This is a genomic window from Pseudopedobacter sp. (assembly GCF_040392825.1).
GTDB lineage: Bacteria > Bacteroidota > Bacteroidia > Sphingobacteriales > Sphingobacteriaceae > Pseudopedobacter.
The window spans coordinates 1-12,803 of sequence record NZ_JBEBVH010000105.1; the positions used below are offsets into that span (position 1 = coordinate 1).

Sequence of the window (12,803 nt, forward strand, 5' to 3'; positions counted from 1 at the left end):
TCATTGCGAGAAAGCATGACGAGGCAATCTGTGTTTTTGACGTCACCATCTATTTCTCCTGAAAAACCTTTTTCATAAAAGCAGTATTGGCCCCAAAGTTTTCTTTCACAGCCCTTGGAGATAAACTCGCATCACGGGAACGCTCTATAACCAACCAGCCTTTCCAGCCCATATTATCCAGCGCCTCTTTTACTTTGTACATATTCAAACGCTTATTATTTTCCAACCAAACGCCATCTTCATCTGTACAGTGGATTTGACATATGCGCTTTTTACCTAGAATTTTAAGTTCATTAATTAAATCACGGCCTTCTTTTAAAGGATTAGAAAAATTGAAATAGACCTGAATATTTTTAGAACCAATTTCCTTAAGCAGTTTCACTTCCTCCGTAGCATTAAGCGCAGTTTCTATTCCCACAACAACACCGGCCTTTCTGGCCATTTTTCCTACCACTTTCAACCTTTCTACAATAGCTGGCCTAAGTTCCGGATTCTTCACTAAATCTCCCTGAATTCCTAGCGGCAGGAACGCTACTTTAACTCCCATTTGCTGACAGGTTCTCAGGCAATCGCCTACCATTTGGTGATAAGTTGGTCTTGTGGCAAAAGACTGCGCATAAAATCCGGTCATGGCTAAAGAACAAATCTCTATATTCAATTCTTTGGCCTTAGAAAGAAATTCCTGTCTGGTAGCAGGGTCAGACAATTTGCTATCAAAAGTCTCTCGGTTACCCAGACCTCCCATATCCACTTCCAGACCGTCTGCTCCTATCTGCTTTGTAAGATCGAATGCGCTAAGCTTTTGACGTTTTAAAATCATTAAATCTATTACCGCTATTTTATAGCGTTGATTTGTGGCAGCAAAAGCCATTAGATCGTTAGGTAAAACTAAACTTGCACCAAATAGTGCGGATACTTTTAAAAAATCTCTCCTATTTTGTTCCATAGCTTGTAAGTTATAAGTCGAAAGTTGAAAGTTATAGGTCTAAAAAATCCATATAAGCCTAAAATAATTTTTCCAGATTCTCGTATCCGCGAATAGCATTCTTAGGAAGTTTCTCCCCATTCGGGCCGAAAGTATATAAAGCTTCCTTGTTCTCTATGGTAATAGAAGATTCGTCGTAATTTCCATCTGCTTCTTTCAGGCTTTTAGGATTTAATTTGAAATGTTCTATTAGGAAGTTATATACTGGTTTACGTTTAGAATAACCAAAATCATGTCCATCTTCTGGTAAATGGACATTTTTCACATTATCCCTTTTACCATAAAAACCATAGATTTTTTGTAAATACAGGAAATCGTGTTGTGGCATATGTGCAGTCCAATCTTTCCCGTCCGATATAACCAATTGCGGATTTGGTGCCGTCATTGCTGCCAGTTCAACATTATTTGTTCCGCCAGCAACGCTGTGTATGGGTAAACCGCTTTCACACGGACAACCACCATAAAAATAAGACGATAAAGAAACTACCGGAATACTTAAATTGATTCTGGGATCTAAAGCAGCCATCAATACAGCCTGACTTCCACCTCCTGATCCTCCGCATATTCCGACTCTTGTTTTGTCGATATTCTTATCTTCTAATATATAATCCAGAATACGGATAGCTCCCAAAGTTTGAACGGTTAAAGCTAAACTTCGTCTATGATCTTCAGATTTAAACTGCAATAACGATTCTCCCCAGGCAAACAGATCGTAACTTACTGCTACTGCACCTAGTTTTGCAGTCATAGCAAAACGAATCTGCGCATCCTTTCTGTAACGATGACCGCCCCAATGTCCATCCGGACTCAGTACTACCGGAGTTTTACCTTTATAATTGAGAGGTCTGTAAACAGAACCATTAACATATAAGCCCGGCATAATTTCCAAAGCAAAGTTCTCTACAGAATAACCTTCAAATAATCTTTTCGGAGTAAGAATAATTTTTGATTTTGGCTTTTCAGGAAGAGGTGATAATTTTAATGCTTTATATAATTCTGGTCTTATCTGTGCTTTTCTGGCTTCCCACGATTCTTTATTATGATAACGGCTTGCTAATTTATCCAGATAATCCCAACCGTCTTTTACTTCCCATCTGTAATATTCGTACTCTTTTAATTTATATCGGCCTTCTCCTTCCTTATTTACCTTCAAATCCAGCGGAGACAACACATTGCGAAGTGTTTCATCTACATCCGACCTAAATCGCCACTCGGCATAGTTCAGCCATTTCCCCTCAACCTGATTTTCATTGTATTTAATGGTAATATTATAACGTGTTTCGAGAAGTTTAATCACTTCTTTCAATGGTTTTTTATACTGACTATCAGAACTTTGCCCAAAAACCTGTAATACAATCGCGCAACTTATTAAAAACGCAAAAAATATCTTATTCATGATACAGCTCCTTTTCTTTCTGTGCCTTTCTTGAAGCTTTCCAGCCACTATACAATAAATTTTGATCTAGTTCTGGTTTTGGAAAAAACAAGCTCGCCACGTATCCAACACCAATGACAATCAAATGGCTATAAACACCCAGCATCAATTTATTATGTGTAAAATTGAGCTCTCCAAAATCCAGAATTAAAAATGTCTTACCCCCAAAATCTATTTCGGTACTCGTTAAAAAAGCATACGCAGTAAAAATTATACAGACAATTATGGCTATATTCAAGCCTTGTCTATTTGCTCTTGATGAGAAAACTCCCAGTAAAAATATTCCAACTATTCCACCGGAAAAAATAGCATACAGCGTGAAGATTATGCCTAATATACTTTCGCTTCCTAAATGCACATCTACAAATCCTATAATGACAGAAATTAGCCCAGAAATAGCGACCATCCATCTACTGGCTACCAGATATTCATTATCTACACTATTTGGTTTTATCTTTTTATAATAGTCTTCAATACCAACCGCAGCTAAGGAATTTAAATCTGCACTTAGGCTACAGATTGCCGCAGAAATCATTGCTGCTAAAATAAATCCTACCACTCCCATTGGCAATTCGCTCATAATAAAATAAGGGAATACACTATTTGGGCCTACTTCACCCGGTAAGCTATTTTGTGTGTAGTAGACAAAAAGCGCTGTACCAATAAACATAAACAGTGACCAAACCGGAACCGTTAATAAGATTCCTAATAAAGATGCTCTGATTGCAGATTTATCAGATTTAGCAGTAAGATACCTCTGAATAACTGTTTGATCTGTACCATATTTCTGAATGGCATAAAAAGCGCCGTTAATTGCCATTACAACAAAAGTCAGTCTGGTAAAATCCAGATCATAAGGACCAAATCCTGTACGACCATTTTCTGTTGCAACCCTCCAAACCTCTGGTAACCCTCCGTTTACAGAAAAGATAATAACCAGAAGGCACAAGATACCGCTGGCAAACAACATAAATCCCTGAAATACATCAAGCCAGATAACAGCTTCAATCCCACCCAACAGATTAACCGTAACTATAATTAGTCCGACAACGATAATTACCCAGTAGGTACTGATATTGGTCATACTTGACAGAGCAACCGCTAAAAGATATAAAACAGTCCCCATTCCGGAGAATTGTCTCAATACAAAGGCAATAGAACTGTAATAGCGGGCAAAGCTTCCGAAACGCTTTTCGAAATACTCGTAAGTACTTAAGCCTATTACTTTCCTGTAAAGTGGCACAATAAACCAAACAGTACCCAGCAGTACAATAGGCACCATTAATCCCTGTACCAATAAAATCCAATTGTGCGAATATCCTTCTGCCGGATATCCTAAAAAGGTAACACTACTGATTAAAGTAGCCAGCAAAGACATACCAATTGCCCACGACGGCACTCTCCCTTTTGCCGAAAAGTAGGCTTCTGTTGTCTTTTGGTTTTTAGCGTATTTTAAACCGAAATACAGGGTTATTAACAATACAGCAATAATAATTCCGTAATCCAGAACGCTTAAAATAGGTTTAGTCATTATAAATTTAGCTTAACTGAAGAATCAGAACTTCCACAATTCTTTTGTCCAGGGATAGCTCCCCGGCTTCAGAGTAATAAAAAGTTTTTTGTCTGTTACCATGGTTTTAATAAGGCCCAGGCCTATCTCTTGTACGGGAGTAACAGTCTTTATGTTTAATTCGTTTAAAATTTCGTAAGATGTAGCGCCACCTTCTATAACGAGCTCGCAGACCTCCGTATTGTGATAAACCTGTCCAACAATTCCGGCCATTTTTTTTCGGATTTCTGCTGCAGAACCTTTCGTTTGCGGAGAAACTGCAAAGATGACTTTTGATCGCTCTCTGATCTTATTTAATAGCTCGTCACGTAACTTTTCTATGGAGTCATTATTATCAAAATAGACCAAATAATCGGGTTTAACTTTTTTAATTTGCTCACTACTATTTTTATAAGCAGAACCGCAAACAAATAAGACAGGGTGATTTAGTTCAATATGTTCTCTGAAACCCTTCTTAAACTGTGTATACTGCTGGTGAAGCAAAGCATTAAAGAATGCAGAGCCTCCAATCATTAAATTTGAAAATTGAACATTTTCTGCCAACTGATCTAACTCCTTATGAGTTGATACTTCGACAACAGCACATCCGGTTTCTAATTGCGATTGCTGCACATTTTTAACCAATTCCCATTCAGGGGCATTTAAGATATCCAACACATGGCTTTTTTGGATTGGAAATTCGGGATCTTCAGAAAAACTGGTTTCGTTAATCAGTCTATCGTTTATATAATATTCACCATTCTTAATTATCCGACCAAAAACCGGATTTGCAGGGCAAAATACAGCCAACTTATAATTCAGTTGTTCTTTTAGAAAGTCAACCTGAATCTTGATATTTCCCCGCAACGCAGAATCGAATTTCAGATAGATAAATTGATATGCATCTTTTTTTATTCCGTTAGTGACATTTTGTAAATGCGGAATGATCTCCTCATATGTTAATGATCTTGTATTAGTATTAAGGATTTGTACATCCGACTGTAATGTACTGTCCAATTTATGGACTATATCTACCGTCAAATTATATCGAAGTGCGATACCTCCAATTTCGGCCGCTCCGGTTAAATCATCTGCAATTACTAAAATAGATGTCATTATTGGTTATTTATTTTTTGATAACTGTACTGCCGACTCAATAGCCAGAATCATAGCATCCGGACTGGCAACACCTTTCCCAGCAATTTCAAACGCTGTGCCATGATCTACAGATGTTCTGATAATTGGTAACCCCATAGTGATATTTACCCCTTTTACGCTATCCATTTGCTTCTTTTCCGGATTCCATTTAAAACCAGACAATTTGAATGGAATATGTCCCTGATCGTGATACATTGCCACAATTCCACCATAATAACCGGTAGCTGCTTTTGCAAATAAGGTATCGGCAGGAACGGGACCTTCTACGTCAAAACCTTTTTCTTTTGCTTCCTCTACAGCAGGAAGGATTTCCTGATCATCTTCTGTTCCAAACAAACCAGAATCTCCCGCATGCGGATTTAAACCAGCAATGCCTATTTTTAAATTCTTTTCCCCTAAACTGATTAGTCCATTTTGCAACAACTCTACTACTTCAAGTATCCGTTCTTTTTTTACCAAATCGCAAGCCTGACGCAGAGACACATGCGTAGAAACATGAATAACCTTTAGATTATCTTCTACCAAAAGCATCGCATACTTCTTTGTATTGGTATAATGCGCGTAAATTTCTGTATGCCCGGCAAAATGATGGCCTGCTTCGTTAACAGATTTCTTATTTATTGGGCCTGTAACTGTTGCATCTACTTCGCCTTTAAGCGCCAGATCTATAACTTTTGTTACCGATTCAAACGATGCATTGCCAGCTTCGGCTGATATTTCTCCAAACGTTATTTTAGATAAATTGGTGTTTTGTAAATCAAAAATATCTACAGTGCCTAATTCAAATTTAGCCTCTGCAACTTGCTGAACACTATTGATTTTTACATCAATACTCAATACTTCTGCTATATTTCTAAAAACGGTTGCATCACCAACAATAAGAGGTTTGCATATTTCGTGAATATGAGGATTTAACACCGCTTTTAAAGCTATTTCCGGACCTATACTCGCCGGATCACCCATAGTAATTCCTATAATAGGCTTAAACATGACTTGCTATATTCAGTTTTATATTTTCTCTGTTAATTAATTCCTGGAATGCTTCTATTAATTTCACTTCCTCTGCTTTACTTAATTCGTATAAAGGTGGCATCATATAAGGATCACATAAAGACAGCTCCCTCATCAAGACTTTTAGTCCCCAGAGAGATTCGCCCAAAGATTTATTTGCCTGATATAAAGAACCTAATACATCAGATTGTTTTTGCAATTCATGGGCTAAATCAAAATTACCTTGTTCTACCGCAGTGCACATTTGGCTGTAAATAGCAGGTGCAAAGTTTCCTGAACTTGGTATAATACCATCACTGCCATTAATTAACGCATAGGCCGACTGACCGGCCCAACCCATATAGTGCTTAAAATCTGCTCTATCTTTCCAAAGTTCCAGTGATTTATCTAATCGTTCTATACTTCTCTCCGAGTCTTTTGTTCCAACAATTTTGGGATGATAACTCAATTCATCCAATAACTCTAACGGAATAGACATATGAGTTGTTGCCGGAATATTGTAAACCACCAGATCGGTTGGGATTTCCTCTGCCAGCTGCAAGAAATATTTTCCTATTTGAGCGTCAGACAGTTTATAATAAGTTGGTAATGTTGCCGCTACAGCATCTATTCCTAAATCGTAAGCTAAATGTGCAAATGCTACCGAGTCTTCCAATATATTAGAAGAAATACCAACATACAATTTCTTATCTGCCGGCTTATTCTCTACACCTGCCCTTAGATATTCTTCCTTAAAGCTATTAGAGAGCGAGGCTGATTCGCCCGTAGTCCCTAATATAAATGGAATAGCATTGTTACTGTATAAATAAGAAAAAATCTTAGCTACAGCATCCCTGTCCAGGCTTAAATCTTTATTCAACGGAGCTACTACCGGAACAATTGTTTCTTTTGTTTTTTGATTTTCTTTCATTTTAATAGGCAGCATTGTAAATGGAAATAGCATCCGTTAACGTTATCTCTCTCGGATTATTCACCAGCAATCTGGTAATCTGCATGGCATCTTCTGCCATTTGTGGAATGGTTTCCTGTGGGATATTTAAGTCCCTTAATCTGGCTGGAATGCCACATGCTTGTATCAGCTCTTTTATTTTAGCGACACCTGCCACAGCGGTTTCTTCATCTGTATTTTCTCTTCTGCACCCCAAAGCAATAGCCACCTCAGCATATTTTTTTGGATTTGCAGTATAGTTGAATTCCATAACGTAAGGCAAAAGCAATGCATTGGACAATCCGTGTGGTAGATGGAACATACTGCCTAAAGGATAGGATAAAGCATGTACTCCTGCTGTGTTAACCGGACCTAAACAAAAACCACCAAGAATACTTCCCAAAGCTACCTCACTTCTTGCTTCTTTATTTTGACCATTTTTTACGGCTTCTTCTAAGTTTGAAGCAATCAAGCGCATCCCCTCAAAGGCATACATATCTATAAATGGTTGCGAAAACTTATTCGTAAAAGCTTCCAGGCAATGAGTTAACGCGTCTAATCCCGTAGCTGCTGTAATGGAGGCGGGTAAACTCAAAGTAAGCAACGGATCTGCATAAACCATATCCGGCACCAGATAAGGACTGATAATTCCTTTTTTCTGATTTTCATCATCAACTAAAATGGCATTCGGAGAAACTTCACTACCTGTTCCGGATGTCGCCGGCACACAGATCAATCGTTTATTTCTGCCTTTCAATAAGCCATTTCCAACAATTTCTTCTAAAGTTTGTGTATTGTCTAACTGCGCAGCAACCAATTTGGCAACATCCAACACACTTCCCCCCCCAATACCAATTACTGTATCAGCATTTGAGTTTTTCAGCTCGCTCAATATTCTTCTGAAATCAGAAAATGTTGGCTCCTGCTCGATACTCGTATCAGTTATAACAACAATATTATTTTTCTGTAACTCGTCAATAAAACCAGCCAATTGCGACTGCAAAGGCTTAATTGTCAACAATATTACCTCTTTGCAATTAAGCTGAATAGTTTCTTCAGCCAACTGCGTCATCACACCATTTCCAAAAATTAGCTTATTAGGGAAACTAACTTTTAAAATCCTATTAATCGACATATATATTTATTAAAATCTAACCAAAAAGCGTCCTGCTTTACGTAACGGACTTCAAACTTTATCTAATCACGTTACGCATTCTTCGTGTACTTTGCGGTTAATCAATCCTACTATTCCTCCTCTGCTTTGTAAGTTTCTAAAGTTGGTAATGTATAGCCTTTAACATTTGGCCATATACCATTCTTTATTGGTCTCGCTTTTAATTTCTTCGGGTCAACAACTACATGTTTCATTTTTTCGCGTCTCCAGGTGTATGCGAAATGCAATAAACCATCACTTGTCTGGATAACTGCCGGATAAGAGTATTGGCTGATTGGGGAATCTTCCAATATCAAAACAGCATCCCAGTTAATTCCATCTTTAGACACAGCTACATTTAAAGGTGTTCTGGCTCCTTTCGGATTATCCTTTGGTGGCAAAACATGGTTATAAACCAAAACATGCTTACCGTTTTTCATTGTTACCGCATCTGTTCCTGAATTGTTATTTGGCAATGTGGTTTTATTCAATGGAGTCCAGGTTTCACCGTTGTCATAAGACCATGATTCGGCTATTGCCCAGTTACGCGTTCTTGCTAAAATTTGCAATTTTCCATTGCCATGATCCAGAACACTTGGCTGAATAGCTTTCATATCCGCTATTTCACTGGTTAAAGGCCCTACCTTTCGCCATGTTTTACCAAAGTCAGAAGTAATTTCAAAATGAATCTTCCATCCATCATGCTCTGTACTCGTAGGACAAATTAAATTACCGTTACTTAATAAAACTGGCTTATTCTTAACCGGGCCTATATATCCATTTGGCAGTTTTTCTGCCGCCGACCATGTTTTTCCACCATCTTTAGATCTTTTTAACATTCCCCACCATGCAGACGGCTTTGGTCCAATTTTATAAAAAAGCATCAAATCTCCATTTGGAACCTGATATAAAACCGGATTCCAGGTTGGTAATCTCTTTCCGTCTTCCTGAATCCCATTAGCTGCTGAAACTGGAGCCAGCCATTGTCCATTTTCCTGGCGGCTAACATAAATCTCTACATCCGGATGCCTTTCACGTGTTCCACCAAAAAAAGCATAAACTAATCCTGTAGGCGTTTCTGCAATAGTTGCCGAATGACAAGAAGGGAAAGGAGCCTTATCATATATAAACTCATCTTTAATAATTCCTTTTCTCCATTTGTATAATGCATTCTTTTTTTGTGCCTGTACTCCTGACAGGAATAAAAAACTGACAATAACGGATAATGCTATCTTACTTTTCATTTGATTTCTTTGCTTTTTCTGCCTTTACTTTATTAACATAATCTTTATAAAGCTGTCTCCAGTTCCTACCATTCGCATTTAAATATGCTTCTGACTTATCTTTGTATATCTCAAAAATCACAGAGATCTGCTTCATATTTTTATAGTCAATAGCCATTTCTCTTGCTTCTTCCAGATAAGTTCTGATTGTCTTTTCCTCCTGCTCGGTTAAGTCCGGTACAATGGCTTTATAACCTTTCATGGTAAAGTCCACTTTACCTATAGTATACTTATCCAGTATAAAAATCACCTGCTCCGGAGTTAGTTCTTGTCTTAAACCATCCATTAAAGTTTTATGAACCGTTTCTGGCATAGCAGAATCTGCAATAATAGAGCGGTGTAATTCATTTAGCTTTTCCCCTGTTCGCGGATTAATTCCTGCCGGAACTGTACTAGCCGGATGACTATTATGCCAGTCTTTAACAGCAACGAGATGATTAAATATTAGATTTTTAACTGTCTCTTCTTTTTTTGCATTATTAAGTTTCAATTCGGCTACCCAATCGTTAGCTTTCTTTTGTTCCCCTGTATTATCCTGAGCCTTTATATTTACAGCTAAAAAGCTCAAAAAGAAAATAATTAATGTCTTTTTCATAGTGTTTATAATTTAGTTTTGAATTGATAAGTACCAGATCCTAATTCTACCCGAACGCTTCCCTCTTCTTCCGATAGTACCCTGATATCTTTATTGTCTTTTAATTTTTTGTTATTTTCTGTAATGGACGATAAATCCTTCGCAGGCAAATAAACCTTAGCTTTTGCATTCGCTGGAATAACAATTTTCCATTCAAAAGCAGATTTATTTTTTGTCCAGTTAGATTCTATTTTACCGTATAAACTATTGTAGTTCGCATTTACATGATCTAAACCTGCAATTACCTCTGGCTTCATGACAACAGTTTGAAATGCATTTTCCTGAGATTTGATTCCTGCCAGATTCTCATAAAACCAAACCAGCAAATCACCCAGCATCATCACATGGTTTTGAGAATTCATTTTAGGATGTGCTGTATTTCCATTCCACAATTCCCAAATCGTTGTTGCACCGTTTTCTACCATATATCCCCAGGAAGGATAGGTTTTATTTGTTGCTATTTTATAAGCCAGATCTACTCTGCCCATATCGGTTAAAGTGCGCATAATCCATTGCGTGCCGATTACTCCAGTACTTAAATGTCCTTTATTTTCTTTTTCTACAATTTCCACAATTCTGTTTGCCAGTTTTTCTTTGTTGGCATCTTCTACCAAACCGAAGTGCATGGCCAGTAAATTATCTGTCAGCGAATTACTGCCGTAAAACCCTGCCTGATTATAAAACTTCTTGTTGAAATCAGTCCTCATTTTAGCAGCCCGATCTAAAAAATAAGACTGGTCTTTCCCATTTCCCGTCAGCATACTGAAACGAGACATCATGTGTAACAAATGGTAATAATAGGCGCTGGAAATTAAAGCACTTGGATATTTTTTATCAGCAATTTTTCCTCTTCCCGCTTCTATTGTTGCTGGTGGAAAACACCAATCTCCATAACTATCTTTGGTAATAATACCGTCTTTATCTGTATAACGGAACTGCATATAATCCATCCACTTTTTCATCGCTGGATAATGCTTTTGCAATATCCTTAAATCTCCGGTTTGCTGATAAAGCATATCTGCAATAAGCAGATAAGTCCCCGGCCAGCTGATGTTATCACTATAATATCTCCAAAAAGCAGGTGCCACATCCGGAATTGCGCCATCTTCTTTTTGTGACAGGCGAATATCTTCTAACCATTTTATATAAAAGTTCGCATTATCAAACAAAAAGTTTTCTCCGTAAGCACTTACCGGACGATCTCCCAACCATGGCTGACGTTCATTTCTCTGCGGGCAATCCACTGGCATTCCTTTGTAGTTAGAAGCTATGCCCCACCAGGCATTTTTATGGATCTGATTTAAAAGTGGATTCGAAGAAACGAAAGTTCCAACATTCTGCATGTCATCATAAACCAATCTTCCGGTAAAATTAGCTTTGCTTGCTACACCAGGGTAACCACTAACTTCCACATAACGGAAACCATGATAAGTGAAACGAGGTTCCCATTCTTCTGTTCCCTCACCTTTTAAAATGTAATTGTCGGTTGCTTTGGCATCGCGTAAATTTGTGGTAAAAAGCTCCCCATTATCTTGTAAAGATTCAGCAAAACGAAGTGTAACCTTGCTACCACTTGTTCCGCTTACACTCATTTTTACCCAACCAGAAAAGTTCTGGCCAAAGTCTATGATGTATTTTCCTTCAGCTTTTTTAACAATGGAAACCGGAACAATATCCTGCATTACTTTCATATGGCCGTTTAGTTGAGCTTCATACTCTCCTCCCGGTTCCTGAACATAATCGGCATTTAGCCATTTTTTGTCGTCAAAACCTACATTCGCCCAACCTTTTAATTCTTTTCTGGCATCGTAATTCTCACCATCATATTCGTTATTTGCAGTAATTGGTCCGTCCGAAGTTCCTTTCCATGAATTATCTGTTTTTAAGGTTTCGGAAGATCCATCCTCATAAGTCACTATTACCTGCATTTACATTTTAGGGAAACCAAAAGTTTTCACTTTATAAGGTTTCGCCTGACGCATAGCATAAAAACGACCATTTCCTAAAATTACGCCGATAGCATGTTTTCCTTCATTCAGGAAATTAGTTACATCCAATACATTGTATTTAATGTTTTTTGTATAATCTGTAGGGCTTGGCGCTAATACCTGATCGCCAACTTTTTTCCCATCGATATACAATTCGTAAAGCCCTAAACCCATAATGTAGGCTGTAGCTTTTTTTACCTTTTTAGGGGTATTGAATTCCTTTCTGAAATAACGGGCAGACAACTTTCCTTCTTCCTCACTGTCTGACGGGAAATATTTATCGAAACCTATCCAGCGACCTGCCCAATCCTTGTAGTTAAGCAATCCCATTGTCCACGAAGCATTTTCAGACCAGGTGCTTTCTCCTTTATTGGTGTAAACTTTTACCTTCCAAAATACTTCCGCTCTGCTTTTCAAAGCTTTACCAGCGTAAATAACATGAATAGAGTTATTCGAATTCTGCTTTCCGGAATCCCACAGATCTCCTGTATTTTGATCCAGTTTATCTTTAGAAGATGCTACTAATACATGATAAGCTGTTTGCACAATAGCTCTTTCGTCTCCGCTTAACTTCCAGCCCAGCCTTGGAGCAGACACATCAATTCCAACAGGGTTCACAAGTAACTCGGTACGTAAATCGTACACACTTACTTTCGCCTGCGCCTGATGCTGTAATGCT

10 protein-coding genes and 1 pseudogene are annotated in these 12,803 nt (G+C 37.9%); all 11 read right to left on the reverse strand.

Features of this window, described 5'->3' with window-relative positions; translation table 11 throughout:
- Window positions 1-49 precede the first annotated feature (49 nt).
- On the reverse strand, window positions 50-946 hold the full coding sequence (locus ABWO41_RS09130) for a sugar phosphate isomerase/epimerase family protein (protein ID WP_353136783.1): 897 nt from the start codon (window positions 944-946) through the stop codon (window positions 50-52).
- A 58-nt stretch (window positions 947-1,004) separates the two neighbouring features.
- On the reverse strand, window positions 1,005-2,381 hold the full coding sequence (locus tag ABWO41_RS09135) for a glucuronyl esterase domain-containing protein (RefSeq protein WP_353136786.1): 1,377 nt from the start codon (window positions 2,379-2,381) through the stop codon (window positions 1,005-1,007).
- Window positions 2,374-3,951, reverse strand: coding sequence for a sodium:solute symporter family protein (locus ABWO41_RS09140; RefSeq protein WP_353136789.1), 1,578 nt, complete (start codon window positions 3,949-3,951; stop codon window positions 2,374-2,376). Before ABWO41_RS09140 ends, ABWO41_RS09135 begins: the two co-directional genes overlap by 8 nt.
- Before the next feature lie 24 nt (window positions 3,952-3,975).
- On the reverse strand, window positions 3,976-5,085 hold the full coding sequence (locus tag ABWO41_RS09145; protein ID WP_353136792.1) for a four-carbon acid sugar kinase family protein: 1,110 nt from the start codon (window positions 5,083-5,085) through the stop codon (window positions 3,976-3,978).
- Between the two features lie 6 nt (window positions 5,086-5,091).
- Window positions 5,092-6,117 carry a 4-hydroxythreonine-4-phosphate dehydrogenase PdxA gene (gene pdxA, locus ABWO41_RS09150; RefSeq protein ID WP_353136795.1) on the reverse strand — a complete coding sequence of 342 codons (1,026 nt, stop codon included), beginning with the start codon at window positions 6,115-6,117 and terminating at the stop codon, window positions 5,092-5,094.
- Window positions 6,110-7,048: a dihydrodipicolinate synthase family protein gene (locus tag ABWO41_RS09155; RefSeq protein ID WP_353136798.1), complete on the reverse strand. Its 939-nt coding sequence runs from the start codon at window positions 7,046-7,048 to the stop codon at window positions 6,110-6,112. Before ABWO41_RS09155 ends, pdxA begins: the two co-directional genes overlap by 8 nt.
- A 1-nt stretch (window position 7,049) precedes the next feature.
- The gene (locus ABWO41_RS09160) at window positions 7,050-8,201 is read right to left on the reverse strand and encodes an iron-containing alcohol dehydrogenase (protein ID WP_353136801.1); all 1,152 of its coding nucleotides are present in this window, start codon (window positions 8,199-8,201) and stop codon (window positions 7,050-7,052) included.
- Window positions 8,202-8,311: 110 nt separating this feature from the next.
- A complete protein-coding gene (locus tag ABWO41_RS09165) occupies window positions 8,312-9,463 on the reverse strand; it encodes a sialidase family protein (protein WP_353136804.1) in 1,152 nt (383 codons plus the stop codon).
- Window positions 9,453-10,097: a DUF3826 domain-containing protein gene (locus ABWO41_RS09170; RefSeq protein WP_353136807.1), complete on the reverse strand. Its 645-nt coding sequence runs from the start codon at window positions 10,095-10,097 to the stop codon at window positions 9,453-9,455. The genes ABWO41_RS09165 and ABWO41_RS09170 overlap by 11 nt, the downstream gene beginning before the upstream one ends.
- Before the next feature lie 5 nt (window positions 10,098-10,102).
- Window positions 10,103-11,827 carry a family 78 glycoside hydrolase catalytic domain gene (locus ABWO41_RS09175; RefSeq protein ID WP_353136810.1) on the reverse strand — a complete coding sequence of 575 codons (1,725 nt, stop codon included), beginning with the start codon at window positions 11,825-11,827 and terminating at the stop codon, window positions 10,103-10,105.
- A gap of 48 nt (window positions 11,828-11,875) precedes the next feature.
- Window positions 11,876-12,769: pseudogene (locus ABWO41_RS17245) on the reverse strand (alpha-L-rhamnosidase N-terminal domain-containing protein); the annotation flags it as partial.
- Between the last annotated feature and the right edge of the window lie 34 nt (window positions 12,770-12,803).